The sequence below is a fragment of the Burkholderia sp. Bp8992 genome (assembly GCF_003853705.1).
Classification (GTDB): Bacteria; Pseudomonadota; Gammaproteobacteria; order Burkholderiales; family Burkholderiaceae; genus Burkholderia.
The window spans coordinates 34895-55346 of record NZ_QTQI01000040.1; the positions used below are offsets into that span (position 1 = coordinate 34895).

Below are 20452 nucleotides of genomic sequence, written 5' to 3' on the forward strand. Positions count from 1 at the left end.
CGGTGTTACTCGTTGCCGGCGACCTGCTGCTCGACCTGCGGTGCTGCATCGGTCTGAACTTCTGCTGCATCCACCGCTTGCGGTGCGGCAGCGGCCTCGGCCTGCTGTTCGGCCTTCGGCGGCGGCTGCGCGCCCTTGGTCGCCTGCGCGGCGCCCTTGTTGCCGGGACGGCGCGCCTTCAGCCGGCGTGCCCGTGCCGCGTCGTCATGCGTGACGCGCCCTGCTTCGTTGCCCTGCAGGTCGACGCGCACCGCGTCTTCGACGAGGCACGACCAGTAGCGGTTGCCGCGGCACCACGTCGACATGGCTTCGCGCAGTTCGGCTTCGGTGAGGCCGACGGCCTGTGCTTCGCGCGCCAGGTCGTCCCAGATGCCGACCTTGAGCGGCACTTTGGGGGCCGGATTCTTCGGGAACGCGCTTGGAAACTTCCGCTGCAGTTTGCCGATCGCAACGATGACCGGATCGACCGGCGCCGACGGCTTGGCCGAAGCAGGCTTTGCGCGATGCGGCGCCTTCGCACCGGCACCCGCCTTGGCGCCAGCGCCCGGCTTCGCACCGCGGGACGGCTGGTCGCCGGACTTCGGCTTGGCGCCGGCGTCCGTCGGCGCTGCCGGCCGCTTTGCGTTGCGCTCCTGCTTGGCCTTCGCTGCGAGCTGCGCCCGCAATTCGGCAAGTTGTTCAAAACCCATAAATTCAATCCACCAGGAATATAAGGTGTGGTTCGTGCGGCCATGCCGCGCGGCTCGAAAGCTTCGCCGCCGTGCGGGCGGCCTGTCTGCCGCCGATGCGGAACATGACGGGGCCGCATCGCGCACGCCACTCTGTTTTCAGGCACCCGGCCACGATGCCGGACAAGGCAGGAGTGGAAGTATACCGGTACGCGCGGTGGCCGGTTGACTCGCCGGTCTGCATTTGCCCGACCCCGGAGGCCGGAAAGGCGTCCGCGCGGTCATGTTGCGCATTATATGGATACGCTTCCGGATGTCACGCCATTCGAGGACGTCGCGGAAATCGGGCCAGGCCCGGCTTCGGCACCGGCCCGCATCCGGCGTGCTGCATTCCGTGCGACGGACGTCGAACCCCGGCGCGCGACAGGTCACCTGTACGCCCCCTCGGTGGTACCGCACGCACCCTCGACTCGTTGTGTCCGCATCGATCGCGCCGCGTACATGGATGCCGGAAAATGCGTAGTATGGCCGGATCGATGTCGTCGGCAGCGCACTTCGACCCGTTTCGCTGCACGCCCGGTCAGCCGGCGACATTCGCCTTTGCCTGCGAAAAGAACCGGTTGTACGAAACGGAGCGGATCCATGGTTCCCCGACACGACATCGCGCACGACGGCATCACGCGCGAGGAAATTCACCATCGGCACATCGACATGCGCGGCTATCGTCGCAGCGACGGCCTGTTCGAAGTGACAGCTTGCCTCGCGGACCGCAAGACCAGCGATTTCACGCCGCCGGGCGGCACGCGAACGGTCGCCGCGCTGTCGCCGATCCACGACCTCGGCGTGACGCTCGTCTTCGACGCCGACATGGTCGTTCGAGCGGTGTCGACGTTCATTCGCTCGCATCCGTATGCGCAGTGTCCGGGCGGCGGCGATTCGCTGCAGGCGCTCGTCGGGCTGACCATCGGTGCCGGCTGGAACAGCGAGGTTCGCAAGCGTCTGCCGTCCTGCGATACGTGCACGCACCTGAAGGAATTGCTCGGCCCGATCGCCACCACGGCCTATCAGACGATGGTCGGCATGCGGCGATCGTCGCTCGACTATCGCGACAGCGAAGGAAAGCCGCTCAAGATCGACAGTTGCCACGCGTATGGCGCATCGCGCGATCTCGTGAAACGTCTTTGGCCTGAATATCACCAGCCTTCGCCGGCGGCAAAGGGCAACTAGGGTTCGGTATTGGGCCGGTTGCGCGTCCGCTCGAACCGCGCCGGCAAGTCGTCACAACCGCAACCGTCATCAGAACACGCCCAGCGCGAGCCCCGCGGCGAGACCTGCACCCAGTTCAGCGCAGCGCGCGAGATCCTCGCCGTCGATGGTCTTTGCCGCGAGGATGCGCTCCGGCGTTTGTGCGTGAGTACAGACGATCAGGCCGCGTGCGACGTTCTTCAACCGCCATCCGGTGGCGATCCGGTCGATCTGGCGCAACGCGTTCTGTCCGTCGCTTCCCGCGCAAATCATTGCCGCATACGGGCGACCGTTTACGCGATCGAGCGCCGCGTAGTAGCAGCGATCGAAGAAGTCCTTCATCAGCCCGGACATCGCCGCGAGATTCTCCGGCGTCGCAAACAGGTAAGCGTCGGCGGCCAGCACGTCGTCTGCGCTCGTCGCGTTCGCGCGCTGCAGCCTGACGTCGATGCCGGGTTGCTCGCGCGCCGCGGCGGCAGCCGCTTCGGCCATCTGCCTCGTGCCCCCGGTCATCGTGTGATAGACGATCAACAGCGTCTTCATGCGTAATCGCTCGTGTTCGGCTTCAGGTGCGACGGCTCATCGGTGCTGCGCGCGTCGCTCGTACACAGCGCGCCGGCTGCGCTTCGCGCAGGGCATGCCGACGCCTGATGGTCAGTCCTGCGTGGCGCGGATTGCATCGCCGCCGTCCGGGCGCGCGTAATACGCGAGAAACATGTCGGCCGCGGATTCCGCGACTTTCCGTTGCTCTTGCTCCGTGAGCGGCGGCTGGCCCATCGTGATCTGCGGCCAGAACGCAAATGCCTTCACGATGCCGTGCAACTGATGCGCGGCAAATACCGGATCGGTGACCGACAGGCGGCCGGCCGCTGCGGCCGCACGCACCCAGACCGTCATGTCCTCCTCTCGCTCGCCGAGACGCTCGACCATGTCGCGCGCACGCTCCGGGGAATGGATCGCGGCGCCGATCGCCACGCGCGCGAGTGCGAGAAACGCCTCGTCGTTCAGCAGGCGCAATTTGCGGTCCAGTAACGCGAGCAGTTGCTCGCGCAGCGGCACGTCGGCGCGATAGGTCGGCGAGCCGCCGGTCTGCGTCGCATCCCACAGCTTGTGCAGGATCGCGGCGAACAACGTTTCCTTACCGGGGAAGTGGTTATAGACCGTGCGCTTCGACACGTCCGCGCGCGCAGCGATACGATCCATGCTGGTCGCATCGTAGCCCGTCGCGAGAAATTCCTCGATCGCCGCATCGACGATGGCCGCGCGCTTTCGATCGGTCAGGCGCAGAGGGGGAGTGCTGGTATCCATACGAAAATTTTACACCGGATAGTTTACTTATCCCAAAAATAAACTACACTGTTTAGTGTACTTTATTCTCCGGACGAACCGACATGGCATCGCCTCTTGTTTTGATTCACCGCATTCTGGGTTTCGCAGCCGCCCGGCGCGGTCGTGCGCTGTCCGGCGGTTCGCCGCAGCACAACGGCGAGCGCTTCACCAATGTCGCACCGCGCCCCGTCGAAGGATTCGGCAAGACGCTCGGGATCGCGTGGAACATGCTGGTCAACAAGCCGCGCAACACCGTGCCGACCGGCGCGTTGCCCATCGATTCGCTGACCCGCGCAGCGCTCGACGCGGCTCCCGATCGCAGCCTGTATCGGTTAGGCCATTCGACGATGCTGTTCAAACTGCGCGGCGAATTCTGGCTGACCGACCCCGTATTCGCCGAGCGCGCATCGCCGTTCCGGCGCATCGGACCCAAGCGCTTCCATGCGCCGCCGATCGCGCTTGAAGATCTCCCGCCGCTGCGCGGGGTGATCCTGTCGCATGACCACTACGATCACCTCGATCGCGAGACGGTACTGGCGCTTGCCGCAACCACCGATGTGTTCGTAACCACGCTGGGCGTCGGCGATCGCCTGATCGAATGGGGTATCGACGCAAAGAAGGTTCGTCAGCTCGACTGGTGGGAGAGTGTCGACGTGGCCGGCCTGACACTGACGGCGACACCCGCGCAGCACTTTTCCGGCCGCAGCCTGTTCGACGGCAACAGCACGCTGTGGGCATCGTGGGTCATCGTCGACGACAACCTGCGTGTGTTCTTCAGCGGCGACACCGGCTACTTCGACGGGTTCCGGACGATCGGCGAGCGTCTCGGGCCGTTCGACGTGACGCTGATCGAAACAGGCGCCTATGATGCGCAATGGCCCTATGTGCACATGCAGCCGGAAGAAACCGTGCAGGCGCACATCGACTTGCGCGGACGCTGGCTGGTCCCGATCCATAACGGCACGTTCGATCTCGCCATGCATCGCTGGCAGGAACCGTTCGAGCGTGTCACGGCGCTGGCTCTCGTGCGCGGCATCGAGTTGTCGACACCCAGGATCGGTGAGCGCCTCGATCTCGACGCACCGCATCGCGGCGAGCGGTGGTGGCGCACGGTTGACGAGCGCGCGACGGCGCCGGTAACGAAATCGCGCCGCTGGCAGCTTTGCGCGTCGCAGGCGACGAAGTAGGTCCGTCGGTCGTTGCGCCGTCCATCCGGGAGCGTGGCCATGCCGCGACTCCCGACGAAAGGCGCATGCGTTGCCGGCAGCCGCACACCGACGACCTGCCTGACCACCCGATTACCTGAATAGAGATGTCATGCCCCCGGCACCCGTCCGATACCCATCCGGCCAACGAGACGACGACGTCGCCATCGCTGCATTCAATCAGGCAGACCAACAGCCGATCAATCGCAGCCGCATGTGCGAACTACGGCAAACGCTCGCAACGCGCGTCGCGAGATGGACCGAAGGCGCCGATCACGTCACCACGACCATTCCGAACCTGAGTTTTCATCGCAGGGAAGCGCCGACGCAGCCGATGGAGTGCATGGTCGAGCCGAGCTTCGCTCTTGTCGTTCAGGGTACGAAACGGGTCATACAAAGCGGCGACGCCTATATTTACGATGCCAACCGTTTTCTGATCACGTCACTCGATTTGCCTGGTTCGACACAGGTCATCGAGGCCAGCCACGAGATGCCGTTTCTCGGGATCGGGCTCAAGCTCGATTTTCACGTTCTGGCGGAACTGATGATGCAGGTCGCTCCGGATGGCGACGATGCCCCCGTGGGCCGCGGCCTCGTCGTCGGCGACATGACCGAACCGCTATACGACGCACTGAACCGGTTGCTGGCGTTGCTGGACGACCCTAGCGCCATTCCTGTTCTCGCCCCATACGTCGAGCGGGAAATCTACTATCGGTTGCTGACGAGCGACCAGGGCGCTCGCCTGCGTCAGATCGCGTCCGCCGGTAGCCAGGGCAACCGTGTGTCGCGCGCGATCCAGTGGTTGCGTGCCCACTATGACGAGTCGTTGCGGGTCGACGATCTCGCGGCGCAAGTCCAGATGAGCAGCTCGACCTTCCATCACCACTTCCGCCAACTCACGGGCATGAGTCCGCTGCAGTACCAGAAATGGATACGGCTTAACGAGGCACGTCGGCTGATGCTGTCCGAGCGACTCGACGCCGCATCGGCATCGTTCAGGGTCGGGTATGCGAGCCCGACCCAGTTCAATCGGGAATACAGCCGGTTGTTCGGCAACTCACCGCGGCGAGATATCGATAGCTTGCGCGGCGGGACGGATGTCGTTCTGTCGATCGCAGCAAGTCATTGATCGCAGGTAACAGCCTCTGAGATGCGGGTGCCCTGCTTTGGCGGAACCCGCGGAACGACTGGATCGGTTTCACGCGTGTGTGATCGAGTCAGTTGATTCGAGCGGGGCGCAATGGAACGCGCGTGTCATGCCCGCTCAGGAATACCGGCTCAGGACCAATTGCCCGACATCGGTCCGGGGAATTTCATTTGAAGGTCTTGGGTGCGTTGATGACCGCATTCAAGGGGCCACGCACCCAAGCCCAGATGCCGGTCTGTTGCAGACAGCCATCACCCATCCCTGCCGACAATCGCAGCACCTGCCCCAGCGTTCAGGTTCTCGGGCGCAGATTTCTTATCACTCGACTTGTCCCGAGACACCGTGTTTCGACGGATCGGGTGATTGATGTGATGATGCGTTGTCACGTGACAACTCGTGTTGAGTGTCACGACTACGCGTCGAGTCTGGGCAGCGACATGGTTCCATGTGGACCCCAGGCAGTAGCAAATTTGCCTTTCGTAGACCTAGGTTGCTGTAAATCGTATCGATAACCACTAAATACGTATTAAAAAATACATATCATGGGGTTTGCGGGTTCGACGCTGGCAACAGCGGGCGAAAATATCATGCGCCCCTATTTCCGCGAGCGGTTTTGTTCAATTAGCGTGAAACAACATGAAGAAAGTGGCGCAAACCATTGCCAGACAAGGATTTCCGAGAATGCCCCATTTCTCGAAAATGTTTCACGATACGCCCGGTAGCGTTGTTGCAAATCCTTCGACACGTAGTTTCGCGCCGATTTGACCCGCTCGCGTACGCCGCGGCCGTAGATCGACGTCGGGATACTTTGGCGGCAACGCCGGCGCACAACAAAGCAGCGCCTCTCCCCTACCGGCAGCGTGACGAGATGAGACGATGGTACCCTTTGCATAAATGGGGACATATCAACAGCGACACATCCACACTACAACGGTTGCTCTGTCCGGGTGACCACGTGGCTCATGCTTGAACAAACGCGCGCTCGAGTGAGTAGTCGGTGGTGCAGCTGAATACAGGGCGATAGATCGCTCGCAAACTCGCCACCCTCAAGCACGTGCCCGCGACGACTGGGTGCGCCCTATCGATTAGCCGATCAAGAGGCCACGCCCGCAGTTTCGGTTGTCACGTGACAACTCATCAACGAATCGGGCGAGGGAAACCACATTCAGTGGCAAATCACCGACTGTGAAGCCTCTCGCCAATAGAAGGCTGCGCTTCTGCTCCATAGGCTGTTCAATCTCACTATCTTCGGAAGATGCTGTGTCGCTAACCCTGGCCGACACCACGAGCCGTTTGTCACGTGACAACTCGCTTCGGCGGCGGGTAGCCGTACACAACTCAAAAACCGTATTTCGGATGTAGAACCAGAGTTGTCTGCACCGACGCCACGACCGGATTTGAAATTTTCTGGCGATGTACACATCGACACGAATCGATTACTAGCGTCTTGTCACGTGACAACTACAAACCTCATCGACGTTCGAGATTCCTGCTAATCAGAACCGCAGTGTGCTGAGAACGAAATAGAAAAATGTCACGACAGTCGTCTTTCATGTTTCATCTTCGTCGTCGACATTAGAACAAGTGACTTTTTCGAATCTCTAGGGATGTATTGGTAGAGCGATCAAAAATTTATTTTTACTTGAACAATCATCTCTGATGACAAGTAGGCCATTTGGCCCACTTGTCACGTGACAACCACATGATCATCAAGATTCGCATTGCATTGAATACTTCTCTGGACATTTTTTCAGTAACTGCATATATTACGCAAAACTCCTTGGAGGAATTTAATGGCTTTCAAGATCGCCGTCAGTAATCAAAAAGGTGGGACTGGGAAGACGACCATCTCCGTCAACATCGCGGCTGCGTTCGAAGCCGGCGGCAACAAGGTGGCCCTGATCGATGCCGACCCTCAAGGCACTTCTGTCCGCTGGGTCACGAGCGGCGAGAACACGCTGCCGATGACGGTCCTTTCGCTGGCCCCTGCTGGCCGCGGCATCGGTGGCGAGATCAAGAAGCAGGACGCGAACTTCGACGTGATCGTCGTCGACTGTCCCGGCAACCTCGAAGATCCGCGCATCGCATCCGTCCTTGAAGTCGCCGACTTTTGCCTGGTGCCGCTGTCACCGTCGCCGGCCGACCTGTACAGCACCGTCGCGATGATCCGCATGATCGAGTCCATGCGTTCCGTTCGAAACCCTAATCTTTCTTCCGCATTGATGCTAAATAGTGTCAATGGAAAAACTAAAATGCGTGAAGAAATTTTAAAAATTCTAAGAGCGGAAGAAATAGGGGAGCATCTGCTCGACAGCCAGATCGCTCAACGCGAGGTCTACCGTCAGACATTCGCGCTCGGCACCACGATCCACCATCACAATCGATATCTGAAGGGCCTGAAAGAAGCCCGTGCGGAAATCGAAAAGCTGGTCACGGAAATGGCCCAATACATCGCGTCGACGCGCGCTACCGGAGCCGCCCATGGCTAAGGACACTTCGAAAGACAAGAAGCCGACTGGCAACCTGCACCTCGCCGCCGGCCTGCTGCGCGGACTCGCGCAGGAAAATGCGGCACTCGAGACGAGGCTGCCCGAACCGGCGGCCGTTGCAAATGTCGCCGTCGAGACAGCGCCTGCGGGCGCCCCGGCCGCAGTCACGCCCGCCGACACGCCGGATCTTGGCGCGCCGCAGAAGGTGCTGGTCAAGGACTGCATCCCGAACCCGTTCAACCCGCGCGTGTTCTACTCGGAATCGAGCCTGCACGAGCTCGCGCTCACGTTGAAACGGGAAGGGCAGATCGAGCCGATCAAGGTCACGCGGCTCCCGGAATTTCCCGGCAAGCTCGTCGTGATCGACGGGCAACGCCGGCTGCGCGCGACGAGCATCAATGGCGACGAGACCATCAACGCCACGTTCCGCACGGATCACACGCCCGAGCAGCTCTACACGATCGCGTATCGCGCGAACCACGACCACGAACGCCAGACGATCTTCGACGATGCGGTTGCATGGAAGCGCCTCCTCGACGAAAAGGTATTTTCCGACCAGAACACGCTCGCGGAAAAGATCGGCAAGGACAAGGCATCGATCAGCAAGACGCTGTCGCTCAATGCGCTGCCCAACACGCTGCTGGAGCGGATGGCCAGTGCGAATGACGTGGTCGGCCTGCAGGCGGCGTACTTCCTGAAGCTGATCTTCGAGCGCCTGGGCGAGCCGACGGCCGACCGGCTGCTGACGGCCGTGATCGACCGGAAGAAATCGGTTCGCGATCTCGAGAATTTCCTGCGGGCGCAGAGCGACGGCAACAAGAAAACGGGGCGCACGCGTTACAGCGTTCGTCACGACTTCGCGCTCGAGTCGCGCGCGATCGGCCAGTTGAAGACCTACCCCGACGGCCGTCTGGATCTGCAGCTCAAGGGCGTTGACGCGTCCCATCAGGAAGCGCTTGCCGACCAGCTCAAGACCGTCATCGATGCCTACGTCGCCGAGCTGGCGACGGCCGCGCAAAAGTAACGCGCCAAAAGCAGAAGGCCTCGCATCCGCCTTGCATCGCGAAGCCGGACGACCACAAAGTCCGGCGCACGACGCGCCCGCGGCCGCGAGGCCTTGATCAGTTGCCTGCGAGACTGCTTTTGAGCAGGAATTCCAGCAGGTCGTCCGAGGTCGGTTCGCCCCAGGTATCCAGTGCCAGCCATCGGAAGAAGCTGGTCTGCGCGAGCTTGCTCGCCTTCTTCTTCGGCGACAGCGTCAGGTCTTTCGAGCCCACTACCGTCTCGTTATAGCGTTCGAGCAGCTTGGTCTGGTCGTCGATCTCCAGCTCGCGGAAATACGCGCCGGCTTCCTCGACCTTCGCCGCCAGATATTTGTCGCGAATCTGCTCCTGCTTGCTCTGCGCGGATTCCTTCGCCGGTGCGGCCGTCTCGGTTCCCTGCCCGTCCGCCAGCGTATAGCCGTGCGTCAGTGCCTTGCGGAAATACGCGGCCACGTTGTCGACCGGCGCCGCATTCTTCTTCGTAGTCCGATTGAGCGTATAGGCGATCGCCGCCTTGATGCGCTGCGCGCCGTATTGCGTGATCAGCCGGCGCGCCTCCGAACGTGGAATGCCGAACTTGGCGACTTCCTCGACCAGCGCTTCGTTCTTGACGTCGCCGTCCTCCACCGTATCGGCGCTCTGCTTGCGCGTCACCTTGAATTGCACGGCTTCCACGCTGCGGCCGGACTTGTGTTCGATCAACTCGAGCGTGTGATCCGATACTTCGTTCACCTCCTGAATGCACGGCACCAGGACCTTGCTCTTGAACAGCTTGTACTCCTTGTACGACTGCGATGCCTTGTCCTGGCCGAGAATGAGGTCCCGGAATTTCGGCAGCGGGATCTTCGCGGTGATGCCAATCCCTTCGTAGCGCACCGTGTTTTCCCACAGCGCCAGCGAGTGCGACCGCCGGAATTCGCGAGCGATCCGCATATCGATCAGCGCGTAGATTTCGGGGTTCAGCAGTTCGCTGCGAATCTGGTCGGAGAAGCTGTACTTCAGCACCGATTGCTCGAGCTCCGCGCCGGCGAGCAGGCCCGACGCTTTCCAGACCGTCGAACGGTCGGCGGCCAGGTAGTCCCAGTTGACGACGGTACTGATCAGCGAGTTGACCGTGTCCTTCACGTACTTCGTGTTGTTGCTGTTCAGCCCGCTCTCGTGCGAAAGCGACGCGATCGAGATCGAGAAGCTCGTCCGGCCAGGCTCGAACGCCTCCTGCCGAAGTGCATTCTTGATCAGCGAACTGAACATCTTGCGCTGCTGCAGCCCGATCTTCCCCGACTTGGGCGCGATATGAATCGCCTGGACCGCCTTGCGCAGCAAGTCGGGAGGCTCGGGTGTCTGAAACAGCGAAACCTGTTTGTCGGAGCCTTTGCTTGCGGGCTTGCGCGGCATCGTGATGTCCGGATAAGGTGACCTTGGTGATAGCGGACTTTATACCTTTTCTCGCTGCGGGGCAACGCCATTTCTCCAGCATCACTTTCACTATCGCTCATAATTATATGATCCTAAAGGGAAATAAATGATTTTCAGGCCTGCAGGGAACCCCATATCCATCTACCTTTGGAAAAAAATACCTCCCAAAAGCCGCTACCTTTGATGTCCGGGCATCGAAACCCGGCACGAGATTTGCCCTGCGGAAGGTAACCATTCATGGGAGACAAACGTCCGGAATCGAGATCGCCGGCCGGATTCGTGGTGCCCTGCAGCACAGCCGTGTTTTCTCCCATAACTTGCTACCTTCATCGTTTCCCATAGGAGGGAACCTGTCAGCTTCGTCGATGGGGTTGTTTTCGATCAGGACGATGAAAATCGCTCCCATAAATGGTAACCATTGGTTTTCCCCATAGCAGGTAACCTATCTGCGCCAACGATCCAGTCCATACGAAAGCTTTCCGGAGCACCGACGAGAAATGCAGCCAATCCCGCTGAACTTTCTCCCATAAAAAGGTACCTTTGAGACTCCCCATAACCGGCTACCCGAAGAAAATCCCTGTGCGTCAAAGCATTAGAGGATCAAGAAAACTGCCCCATAAAAGGCTACCTTCGTACGTTCCCATAGATGACTACCCTGGGCGAATCATGATCGCTTTCCCATAACCGGGTACGCTTGCCCCATATCCACAACCCTGATTCCCCACAACGCGGTACCCCATTCCCCAAATCCACAGACCTGAAACCCCAGACCTTTCCACCTGTGCTCCCATAAATGGGTACCGAACCCCCCTCAAACCCTTGTGGCACAAGGCTGTGAGCCGGCTAAAAGTAGTTAAAGAAGTAAACGTGGTTTACAAAAGATGTAAACACACGTGCGCTGCCACAGAAAGACGAACCCCATAAACCGCTACCAATGGGAGCCGTCTGTGGTACGGAAGGCGTGTCGACCCTTCGATCCAGGCCTGCGAACACGAGGTTGGTGACTTGTTTCACCGGGATTTCAGGCCTGACAAGGCTCCCGGCAGAGGTGAGTGCCTACTCACAAACGCCGAAACGTAGAAACCTATGGGAGGAAATCGCGAAAAAGTCCTCCGATTTGGCATACAGGTTCCCGTTTATGGGACCCACGAATCCACTTCATGATCGCCTGCGCACCATGGATTAGCCGGCAGAGGAGGTTCGCGACCGAGGCGGCGGACATCTACGGATCCGCGCAAGCTACAGTTCGAAATCATCCCGGACTGCATGCGTGTGGTTTTTTGTCCTCACGCATGCGTGTCCGTGGACAAGTTTTTACCGATCGCCCGCCGGCGCTTTTCGACAAATTTAGCCTGTGGACTGTGCGCAGGGGAAACCATTTCCGGCTGCTTCGTCATGCAGCAGCGGTCCAATTTTCTACCTTTGCCCCAACCGACGCGTCGCGCTGTGTCCCTGGCAAGCTACGAGGGGCCCGCACAACCGACCAGGAATGAGCGTCATGCCTACTCGCCATTCGCACAGGTTGCCGGCTCCTGGACCGATCCGGAGATCGTTATGCGCCGACGTGAAGATACGGTCGACGAAGAAGCTCACCGTAGTCGAACCGCGGATGGCTCCCGAACATGCTCACCTTCCGGAATTTCGAGATCCCGTAAAAGCTCACCGATCAGGCATCGCCGCAGGTATCGGCAAGCTGTGAAAATTGCAGTGCCGTCCAGCTGACGCACCATCGAACCAGTCAAATGAAAAACCTGTGGCAAAGGCAAACTGTCCGTGGTGTATCCACCGACACAGCATCACGAATCAACAAGCCTTGTCTCGACTTCAGCGCCGGAGCAACCTCTGCCAGACGGGCACCATGCCTTCGCACGGTCCCTCGACGCATGCGTGAAGCGATGCGGGTCAACGTCTTCACCGCACGCACAGTGTTCGGCTTTTCGTCATACGTGCCTGTCGGTGACGACCTGCACCGCGACAGGTAACCAAAGCCATAGGTAACCACCCACATCACAGCGTGGCGACGCAATGCGATCGTTTCGATTGTCGGACAAACCGAATCGTGGTCGTTTATGGGAGGAACCGTCGCTCGAGCCGCGTCGAACGACAACGTAATGCACACGTCGACCGCTGCTGCGGTGATCATGGATGCGCGAGGCGGCTCACGTCACGCATGAGCGTGTCGACATCACCACCGGTGAAACAGCCGTCGATGTCGCGCATCGAACTGTGCGTGCATATTCGTTGCAGTCACCGGAGCGTGCGATACGGCGTCCCTGTCTCTATCACGCGACGGCCGTGCAGGGTTCCCGTCATCTCCCATACGCGTATCCCGATTCCGTCATCAACATCACGTTCGCGCCACATTTTTCACGACACGGTTATGATGCACAGGTCCTGATCGCGACATGACGACTGATCAGGGCAGGGGCGGTATCTCGATGGTTTTTCAATCCGTGATAGTCATCAAAAAAGAGAGTTCAGCGATGCAAATCCAGATCAGAAAATTTGCGCTGGCTGCTACTGCAGCCGCTTTCCTGTTCGGCTCGGCCGTTCCTGCGTTTGCGCAGACCGACGCCGCCAGCGCACCTGCTGCACAGGATGCCAAGGCAGCGAAGAGCGAGGCACGCAAGGCGGCCAGGGCCAAACGCAAGGCCGAGCACAAGGCCGCCCGTGCGAAGAACACCGCCGAGCTGAAGAAACTCGAAGATGCCGGTTACAAGCCGGCGGCCAATGATCCGAACTATCCGCAGAACCTGCAGAACGCGGAGAAGAAAGCCGGCGCTGCAGCAAGCCAGTAAGCGTCGTTGGCGGCAAGCCGCGGCTCGCACCGCGGGTTGCCGCATGCATCGCGATCACGCGACGCACACTGAAAATCACGTTCCGTGAATTTTCGTCATTTGATTTGGAATCCTTCTTTTATCGCCACGCACGACCGGCATCTCGAAGCGGTCAGTGTCGCGCGTCCGGCGCGGTCGCGTTCCCCGTCGTTTTCAGCCAGTCCTTGAATGCACGCACGGCATCGTCGTTCGCGCGTGCGGCTGCCACGTACGTGAAGTAGCGCCAGGGCGGCAGTGCCGGTTCGCTGAACGGCTGCACGAGCCGGCCTTCGGCGATGTCGTCGGCGACGAGCGCGATCGGCCCCATTGCGACCCCGAGCCCGTCGAGCGCGCCTTGCAGTGTCAGGTAGAAATGCTCGAGCGTGAGCGAGTGCCGCGGCACGAGATTCGGATGCCCGGCCGCCGCGAGCCACTCGGGCCACATGCCGGGATAGGTTGCCGCGTGCAGCAGCGTAAAGCCTGCGAGATCGGCGGGCGTGTCCAGCGGCCGACCCTCCAGCAACTTCGGCGCACACACCGGCAGCCGCACTTCGGACAGGAATTCCTCGGCGACGTAACCGTCGACGGCCTGCGGGCCACCGCGAACGATCAGGTCGACCTTGTCGCGCAATTTATCGATCGGCTCGTTTGACGTCGACAACCGCACCTCGATGGCCGGATGGGCGACCTGGAACGACGACAGCTTCGGCACGAGCCAGCGCAGCGAAAACGTGGCGGGCGCGCTGACGCGCAGCACGCGCTGCTGCGCGTGGCCGAAGTGCTGCGCGGTGGCGAGCGCGATCCGGTCGAACGATGCGCCGACTTCGGCGAGATAGGCCCGGCCGGCGTCGGTCAGCTCGACGCGCCGGTTGTGGCGTTCGAACAACGGCCGCCCGAGCCACGCCTCCAGTTGCTGCACGTGCCGGCTGATTGCGCCGTGCGTCACGCACAGCTCGTCGGCGGCCAGCGTGAAGCTGCCGAGTCGTGCGGCGGCTTCGAACGCGCGCAGTGAATTCAACGGAGGGAGTCGTCGGGCCATTACTTTGTTTCGTGTGATATTTCTTCACGCGAAGGTTCAGGTTTAATCGTTTGATCGGGCGATACAGCTCCGCCAATATGGCACACAAACGGCCGGCTCGGCCGAGCGAGTGTCTGAATTTCTCACATGGAGTGCGGAGCATGCCGAACGTGGTGGTAGTGGGTGCCCAATGGGGCGACGAGGGTAAAGGGCGCGTCGTGGACTGGCTGGCGGCCCAGGCCGATGTCGTCGCGCGCTACAACGGCGGCCACAACGCGGGCCATACGCTGGTCGTCGGCGGCAAGACGTACAAACTCGCGCTCCTGCCGAGCGGCGTCGTGCGCGGCAAGCGCGGCGCGATCGGCAACGGCGTGGCGCTCGATCCGGAAGCGCTGCTCGCGGAAATCGGGCGGATGGCCGAGCTCGGGCTGTCGGTGACGCCTGACAATCTGTCGATCGCCGAGAACGCGACGCTGGTGCTGCCGATTCACCGGGCAATCGACCAGGCGCAGGAGCGTCTGCGCCGGGAACCGATCGGCACCACGCTGCGCGGGATCGGGCCGGCCTACGAGGACAAGGTCGGGCGCCGCGGGCTGCGCGTCGGCGATCTCGCGGAGTCCGGCCGGCTTGCCGCCAAGCTTGACGTGCTCGTCGACCATCACAACGCGTGGTTCCGCGGCCTGGGGCTCGACGAATATGACCGCGACGCGATGTTGGCGACGCTGGTCGATCTCGCGCCGAAGATCCTGCCGTTCGTCCGTCCTGTCTGGGCCGACCTCAACGACGCGACCGATCGCGGCGAGCGCATCCTGTTCGAGGGTTCGCAGGCGGTGATGCTGGATATCGACTGGGGCACGTACCCGTTCGTGACGTCGTCGGGCACCGTGGCGTCGGCCGCGGCGGCCGGCACCGGGCTGGGAGCATCGAAGCTCGGCCATGTGCTGGGTGTGACCAAGGCGTATGCGACGCGTGTCGGCGGCGGCCCGTTCCTCACGGAGCTGGACGACGTCACTGGCGAAACGCTGCGCGCGCGCGGGCAGGAATTCGGCGTCAATACCGGCCGGCCGCGACGCTGCGGCTGGCTCGATGCGGCACAACTGCGCCAGGCCGTCAGGATCTCGGGCATCGATTCGCTCGCGCTCACGAAGCTCGACGTGCTCGACGGCTTCGAGTCGATCGAGCTGTGCATCGGTTACGAACTCGACGGTGCGCGTGTCGACCATCTTCCCGCAAGCCTCGATGCGCAGTCGCGCGCGAAGCCTGTGTACGAACGATTCGACGGCTGGCACGGCACCGTGAAGGGCGTGCGCGAGCGTGCGGCGCTGCCGCGCGCCGCGCAGGATTTCATCGCGCGCATCGAAGCGGTCGCGGGCGCGCCGGTGTCGATGATCACGACCGGTGCGGAACGCGACGACACGATCGTGTTGCGCAATCCTTTCGATGCGGCGGCGGCTGCGTAACGGGCGAGACAGGAAGGACGTAAATTGCGCTGCGGCGTCGCGGCAGGCGGGTCGTTTTTGCCGGCCCGGATGCACGCGACGAGCGGTTTCGCGGCACGATTCGGCATCCGGATCACGCCGCGTACGGCGAACTGGACACGCCTGCAGCGCTGCTGTACTGTTCCGCACAATTCGCGCCAGACCGGCCTGTGCCGGAGCCGCCGGCACCCAGGCCGCACGGCGGCGCGACGTGATCTCAATCCCGGGGACAGGTCGATGGACACGTTACAGATGATGCGCATTTTTGTCCGGGTCGCGGAGGAGGGCAGTTTCACGAGCGCGGCCCATCGCCTGGACATCACGACGGCCTACGCATCGCGTTCGGTCGCACAGCTCGAAACGCATCTGCGCACGCGCCTGCTCAATCGCAGCACGCGCCGCATTGCGCTGACCGATGCGGGGCAGCGCTATCTCGACCGCTGCCAGCGCATCCTCGGCTATATCGACGAAGCGGAAGCCGAGGCGGCCGACGCACAGGCGAAACCGTCAGGACGGCTGCACGTTCACGCGACGACGAGTTTCGGCCAGTCCTACGTGGTGCCCGCGGTCGTGCGCTACCGCGAACGCTATCCGTCGGTCGCGGTTGAACTGACGCTGTCGCAGCACGTGCCCGACATCATCGACGAAGGCTACGACGTATCTCTGCAGTTGAGCACGACCGAGCTGCCCGATTCCGGGCTCGTGTCGCAGCGGCTCGGCGACGTGGGCAGCGTGCTGTGCGCGTCACCCGCGTACCTGCAGGCGCGCGGCACGCCGCGCACGGTGAGCGACCTCGAAGGGCATGCGTGCCTGCAGATCGTCACGCCGCTCTTTCCGCGCGATCGCTGGCATCTCGACGGCCCCAACGGACGCGAAACGTTCGAACTGCCGTTGCCGGATTTCCAGGTCAACATCGCCGATGCGCTCGGTGCCGCGCTGCGTGCCGGCCTCGGGATCGGCTCGCTGCCGATGTCGGCCGCGCTGCCCGGGCTCGCGAGCGGCGCGCTGGTGCGTGTGCTGCCCGAATACCGGCTGCAGAAGCTGACGGTCTATACGCTGTATGCGTCGCGCCAGTATCTCGACGCGAAGATCCGCACATTCGTCGATTTCCTGCGCGAATGCGTGCCCGAGTTGCTGGCTGCCGACGAGGCTGCGCTGACCGCGTCGTGCGCGTCACGTCATTCCTGATTCAGCGATGGCTGCTGCGCGAGGGCCGCGCGTTTCTTGACCGGTTAAATAATATGCAGTCCTGTATTTTATGTGGATGTCGGCCGCGACTGCACGCCCGGTCCGGGAAACGTTGCCCGTGCAACCGGCTCGCCCTTATGAAAACGCTCGCTTTCGATATCGAACATTGTTGGTTCGATGCGTGGCACCGCCTGCGCTCGCGTGACGGCGTGGCCTGGCTCTGCGATCGAGCGCATGACAAGCAGCCTCGCCGTGTGCGATCCCATTCAGGGCGCGACGCGCGACAGCGGCACCGCTTCGCCGCGCAGCCTCGCGACGTCGCGACCCGGCGCATCGCCGAACAGCCGCGCGTATTCGCGGCTGAATTGCGATGCGCTCACGTAGCCTACGCTGCGGCACGCCTGCCGCGCATCCATCGCCGACAGGCACATCAGGCGGCGCGCCTCCTGCAGCCGCAGCACCTTCTGGCATTGCAACGGACTCATCGACGTGACCGCACGGAAGTGATGATGGAAGGTCGACGGGCTCATGTCGACCTGTCGCGCGAGTGAGTCGACCGTCATCGGATCGAGGTAATGGTCGCGAATCCACGCGACCGCGCGCGAGATGCGCTGCGTCGTGGAACCGGCCTCGCCGACCTGTGCGACGCGCGCGCCCGACGGGCCGCGCAGCAGCCGGATCAGGATTTCGTCGACGATCAGCGGTGCGATCAGGTCGAGATCGTCGGGTTGCGCGATCAGTTGCATCAGCCGCGCGACGGCGTCGACGATTTCGGGCGTAGCGTCGAGCGTATCGAGCGCGCCGTAGTCGACGGCCTTCGGCAGTCCGCGCGGAAAGACAACCGGCGTGAGCGCGGCGATGCGCACCGGATCGAGTTCGAGCTGCGCATAGAGGAACGGCTCGGCCGGGCCCGCACGCGTCACGCGGCCGGTGACGGGCACGTCGGCCGTCGTGACCAGCATCCGCGCTTCGTCGATCGCGTAGGTGTCGTCGCCGATCCGCATCGATTTCGCACCTTGCCCGACGATGCTCAGGCACGCGTGGTGCACGCCGTGGTTCCACTGCGGCGGCGCGACTGACGCACGCGAGATGCGCATGCCGCGCACCGGGAGGTCGAACGAACCGTCGTGCGGCGCGTACGCGGCGATCAGCGCCGCGAGCCGGGCCGCATGCGGCCGTGCCGGCGACCGAGGGTCGTGATCGGGCGAGGTGCGCGGTTGCGGTGGCGTTCGGGCGTCGATTTCCATGTTGCGTGAGCGGGGGCTGAGTGAGCTAGGCGAGGTGCGCGGCTGCGGTTCGCCGTCGTGGTGAAGGCAGGGGCGCCGGCTCGGCGGTCACATCGTACGGCCAGTTGCGCGCTCGGGATTGCCTAAACCTGTCGGAAATTAGCCCGATCATCCGGACCTGCACGGTCGGCGGTCGCATCGCCCGTCATCGCATGGTGTGCAGCGCACAAATTCGGAAATTAAGGCAAAACAATCGCAGGATCGGGCAAGCCATTGTCCGGTGGTTTTCATACCATTGCAGCTGCTGAAAGAAATGTGTTCCAGCGCGTTCGGGCGACGCGGGCAAGACCGTCGCATGTTGCGCGGCCGCCGGCGGCGCCGCTGCGCGTGTCGCCGCCGCGAACCGCTGGAAAAGACTCAGGACTGCTATCGAATGATCGTGCATCGGGCCAGCCGAGGCCGGCTTGCGTCCGTTGCATGCCGGCGCGCGCCCGTCGCGAGCGTACCGACCGACCTGGCGTGGCCGGCGTCGGCGCCGCCGCATTGGCCGGGCCGGTGCAGATCGACCGTGACGCGACGGCGCGCGCCGGTGGAACGGCAGCCGTCCGCGCAGGGGAATCCGGACAAATGGACCAACTTCAATCGATTCGGGCATTCGTGACGGTGGCAAGGGAAGGCGGATTTCGCCGGGCGGCGACGCGGCTGCGTGTGTCGACAGCGATGGCGAGCAGGCTGGTCGATGCGCTCGAGACACGTCTCGGTGCGCGCCTGCTTCAACGCAGCACGAGCCACCAGTCGCTGACGGAAATCGGCGAGCTGTATCTCGCGCGTGTCGAGCGGATTCTCGGTGCGATCGACGAGATCGACGGCCGTTTCGTCGCAATGGGCGACAAGCCGGAAGGCGCGTTGCGCGTGGCCGCACCGGTCGCGTTCGGGCTCAGCCAGTTGAGTGCGTTGCTCGATCGCTTCGTGCACCTGTTTCCGGACGTGCGGCCGACCGTGACGCTGACCGATGCGCATGTCGACCTGACCGCCGAAGACATCGACGTCGCGTTCCTGACCGACGGCATGCCGGTGTCCGGTGCGCACGCGCTGCATACGCTGGCGGCGTACGAATCCGTGCGCGTCGCGGCACCGGGTTACGTCGCCGCACATGGCGGCGCGGCGGCATCGGGCGACTGGCCGGACCTCGCGACCGTCCGGCTCGAGCTGCCGGCGGCCGACGACGATCCTGCGGCCGCGATTCGATCAGGCACGGTGGCCGGCAATGCGGGCGTCGGCCATCTCGAGATGGCACGACGGCTGGCCGTGGCCGGCATGGGCGCGGCCGTGCTGCCCGCGTATCTCGTCGACGCCGATCTGGCGGTCGGCACGCTGGTGCGTATCGCGCCTGTCCGCCCGCTCGCGCCCGTCACGCTGAGGCTCGCGCATACACGTGCCGCGCACTTGCCGGCTGCTGCGCGCGCGTTCATCGAATTCGCCGGCGCCGCGTTCCGGCCCGCGAGCTAGCGGCCGGTCGACTCCACGGCAACGCGTGCTCACCGGGCCGCGCACTCGCCGTTCTTTTTTCGGAAGCAGTTCGGCAAACGGACGCTCCGCAGGGTGCAACGTACACCCGAAGCAAGCGCCCGCATGGATGGCGGACCGGAAGCGACAGTATTCCGTCCGCGCATGCAGGCCGTGAGGAGATCTGGTGATTCCCATTGAAGGTCGTCTATTTGTGAGAGGTCGCTCCATGCGCGTCGAACGGGTTCCATACCGCTTAATCACTGCCGCAACGGCTGCCGTTTTCCTGGCCGCGTGCGGGAAGAAAGAATCGGCACCGCCGCCGCAAACGCCGGAAGTCGGCGTCGTCACCGTTCAGCCGCAAGCCGTGCCGGCCGTGACCGAACTGCCGGGCCGCACCAGTGCATTCCTCGTCGCGCAGGTCCGCGCACGGGTCGACGGCATCGTGCTGCGCCGTGAATTCATCGAAGGCACCGACGTCAAGGCCGGCCAGCGTCTGTACAAGATCGACCCGGCACCCTACGTCGCCGCGCTGAACAGCGCGAAGGCGACGCTTGCACGGGCGCAGGCGAACCTCGTCACGCAGAACGCGCTGGTCGCACGCTACAAGGTGCTGGTCGCCGCGAACGCGGTCAGCAAGCAGGACTACGACAACGCGGTGGCCACGCAAGGCCAGGC

At 62.7% G+C, this 20452-nt stretch carries 15 protein-coding genes and 1 pseudogene; 10 read left to right on the plus strand and 6 right to left on the minus strand.

Features of this window, described 5'->3' with window-relative positions:
- Positions 1–5: 5 nt before the first annotated feature.
- Positions 6–689 carry a ProQ/FinO family protein gene (locus DIE03_RS35230; protein WP_124456724.1) on the minus strand — a complete coding sequence of 228 codons (684 nt, stop codon included), beginning with the start codon at positions 687–689 and terminating at the stop codon, positions 6–8.
- Positions 690–1310: 621 nt separating this feature from the next.
- On the opposite strand from DIE03_RS35230, the gene DIE03_RS35235 reads away from it, so the two are divergent.
- Positions 1311–1895, plus strand: a complete 585-nt coding sequence (locus DIE03_RS35235; RefSeq protein WP_124456709.1) for a DUF2889 domain-containing protein — start codon at positions 1311–1313, stop codon at positions 1893–1895.
- A gap of 69 nt (positions 1896–1964) precedes the next feature.
- Here DIE03_RS35235 and DIE03_RS35240 read toward each other — a convergent pair whose 3' ends face one another.
- Positions 1965–2456, minus strand: coding sequence for a flavodoxin family protein (locus DIE03_RS35240; protein WP_124456710.1), 492 nt, complete (start codon positions 2454–2456; stop codon positions 1965–1967).
- Positions 2457–2567: 111 nt separating this feature from the next.
- Positions 2568–3221, minus strand: a complete 654-nt coding sequence (locus DIE03_RS35245) for a TetR/AcrR family transcriptional regulator (protein WP_124456711.1) — start codon at positions 3219–3221, stop codon at positions 2568–2570.
- Positions 3222–3304: 83 nt separating this feature from the next.
- On the opposite strand from DIE03_RS35245, the gene DIE03_RS35250 reads away from it, so the two are divergent.
- The 4 genes from DIE03_RS35250 to DIE03_RS35265 all read left to right on the plus strand — a co-directional run bounded on the left by DIE03_RS35250 (position 3305) and on the right by DIE03_RS35265 (position 9107).
- Positions 3305–4429: an MBL fold metallo-hydrolase gene (locus DIE03_RS35250; protein ID WP_124456712.1), complete on the plus strand. Its 1125-nt coding sequence runs from the start codon at positions 3305–3307 to the stop codon at positions 4427–4429.
- 130 nt (positions 4430–4559) lie between these two features.
- A complete protein-coding gene (locus tag DIE03_RS35255) occupies positions 4560–5576 on the plus strand; it encodes an AraC family transcriptional regulator (protein ID WP_124456713.1) in 1017 nt (338 codons plus the stop codon).
- 1811 nt (positions 5577–7387) lie between these two features.
- Positions 7388–8083 (plus strand): ParA family protein, encoded by a 696-nt coding sequence (locus tag DIE03_RS35260; RefSeq protein ID WP_011350423.1) that lies wholly within the window; start codon positions 7388–7390, stop codon positions 8081–8083.
- Positions 8076–9107 (plus strand): ParB/RepB/Spo0J family partition protein, encoded by a 1032-nt coding sequence (locus tag DIE03_RS35265; RefSeq protein WP_124456714.1) that lies wholly within the window; start codon positions 8076–8078, stop codon positions 9105–9107. Before DIE03_RS35260 ends, DIE03_RS35265 begins: the two co-directional genes overlap by 8 nt.
- Before the next feature lie 97 nt (positions 9108–9204).
- Here the strand turns inward: DIE03_RS35265 and DIE03_RS35270 are convergent, their stop codons facing one another.
- Positions 9205–10521, minus strand: a complete 1317-nt coding sequence (locus DIE03_RS35270) for a replication initiation protein (RefSeq protein WP_124456715.1) — start codon at positions 10519–10521, stop codon at positions 9205–9207.
- A gap of 2504 nt (positions 10522–13025) precedes the next feature.
- On the opposite strand from DIE03_RS35270, the gene DIE03_RS35275 reads away from it, so the two are divergent.
- The gene (locus tag DIE03_RS35275) at positions 13026–13340 is read left to right on the plus strand and encodes a DUF4148 domain-containing protein (RefSeq protein ID WP_124456725.1); all 315 of its coding nucleotides are present in this window, start codon (positions 13026–13028) and stop codon (positions 13338–13340) included.
- A gap of 151 nt (positions 13341–13491) precedes the next feature.
- On the opposite strand, the gene gcvA is transcribed toward DIE03_RS35275, so the two are convergent.
- Complete coding sequence (gene gcvA / locus DIE03_RS35280) at positions 13492–14397, minus strand: transcriptional regulator GcvA (RefSeq protein WP_124456716.1); 906 nt, start codon at positions 14395–14397, stop codon at positions 13492–13494.
- A 140-nt stretch (positions 14398–14537) separates the two neighbouring features.
- Here gcvA and DIE03_RS35285 point away from each other — a divergent pair, with 140 nt between their 5' ends.
- Together DIE03_RS35285 and DIE03_RS35290 are read left to right on the plus strand one after the other, a co-directional pair.
- Complete coding sequence (locus DIE03_RS35285; RefSeq protein ID WP_124456717.1) at positions 14538–15836, plus strand: adenylosuccinate synthase; 1299 nt, start codon at positions 14538–14540, stop codon at positions 15834–15836.
- 255 nt (positions 15837–16091) lie between these two features.
- On the plus strand, positions 16092–17042 hold the full coding sequence (locus DIE03_RS35290) for a LysR family transcriptional regulator (protein WP_124456718.1): 951 nt from the start codon (positions 16092–16094) through the stop codon (positions 17040–17042).
- 266 nt (positions 17043–17308) lie between these two features.
- On the opposite strand, the gene DIE03_RS35295 is transcribed toward DIE03_RS35290, so the two are convergent.
- Positions 17309–18289 (minus strand): AraC family transcriptional regulator, encoded by a 981-nt coding sequence (locus tag DIE03_RS35295; protein WP_124456719.1) that lies wholly within the window; start codon positions 18287–18289, stop codon positions 17309–17311.
- Between the two features lie 606 nt (positions 18290–18895).
- On the opposite strand from DIE03_RS35295, the gene DIE03_RS35300 reads away from it, so the two are divergent.
- Both DIE03_RS35300 and DIE03_RS35305 read left to right on the plus strand, forming a co-directional pair.
- Positions 18896–19777: a LysR family transcriptional regulator gene (locus tag DIE03_RS35300; RefSeq protein WP_124456720.1), complete on the plus strand. Its 882-nt coding sequence runs from the start codon at positions 18896–18898 to the stop codon at positions 19775–19777.
- Positions 19778–20003: 226 nt separating this feature from the next.
- Positions 20004–20452 (plus strand): annotated as a pseudogene (locus DIE03_RS35305) (biotin/lipoyl-binding protein); the annotation flags it as partial.

Excerpts from the sequence above, each read along its gene's own strand:
- DIE03_RS35230 (WP_124456724.1), bottom strand. The coding sequence starts at position 689 with ATGGGTTTTGAACAACTTGCCGAATTGCGGGCGCAGCTCGCAGCGAAG.
- DIE03_RS35235 (WP_124456709.1), top strand. The coding sequence starts at position 1,311 with ATGGTTCCCCGACACGACATCGCGCACGACGGCATCACGCGCGAGGAA.
- DIE03_RS35240 (WP_124456710.1), bottom strand. The coding sequence starts at position 2,456 with ATGAAGACGCTGTTGATCGTCTATCACACGATGACCGGGGGCACGAGG.
- DIE03_RS35245 (WP_124456711.1), bottom strand. The coding sequence starts at position 3,221 with ATGGATACCAGCACTCCCCCTCTGCGCCTGACCGATCGAAAGCGCGCG.
- DIE03_RS35250 (WP_124456712.1), top strand. The coding sequence starts at position 3,305 with ATGGCATCGCCTCTTGTTTTGATTCACCGCATTCTGGGTTTCGCAGCC.
- DIE03_RS35255 (WP_124456713.1), top strand. The coding sequence starts at position 4,560 with ATGCCCCCGGCACCCGTCCGATACCCATCCGGCCAACGAGACGACGAC.
- DIE03_RS35260 (WP_011350423.1), top strand. The coding sequence starts at position 7,388 with ATGGCTTTCAAGATCGCCGTCAGTAATCAAAAAGGTGGGACTGGGAAG.
- DIE03_RS35265 (WP_124456714.1), top strand. The coding sequence starts at position 8,076 with ATGGCTAAGGACACTTCGAAAGACAAGAAGCCGACTGGCAACCTGCAC.
- DIE03_RS35270 (WP_124456715.1), bottom strand. The coding sequence starts at position 10,521 with ATGCCGCGCAAGCCCGCAAGCAAAGGCTCCGACAAACAGGTTTCGCTG.
- DIE03_RS35275 (WP_124456725.1), top strand. The coding sequence starts at position 13,026 with ATGCAAATCCAGATCAGAAAATTTGCGCTGGCTGCTACTGCAGCCGCT.
- gcvA (WP_124456716.1), bottom strand. The coding sequence starts at position 14,397 with ATGGCCCGACGACTCCCTCCGTTGAATTCACTGCGCGCGTTCGAAGCC.
- DIE03_RS35285 (WP_124456717.1), top strand. The coding sequence starts at position 14,538 with ATGCCGAACGTGGTGGTAGTGGGTGCCCAATGGGGCGACGAGGGTAAA.
- DIE03_RS35290 (WP_124456718.1), top strand. The coding sequence starts at position 16,092 with ATGGACACGTTACAGATGATGCGCATTTTTGTCCGGGTCGCGGAGGAG.
- DIE03_RS35295 (WP_124456719.1), bottom strand. The coding sequence starts at position 18,289 with ATGGAAATCGACGCCCGAACGCCACCGCAACCGCGCACCTCGCCCGAT.
- DIE03_RS35300 (WP_124456720.1), top strand. The coding sequence starts at position 18,896 with ATGGACCAACTTCAATCGATTCGGGCATTCGTGACGGTGGCAAGGGAA.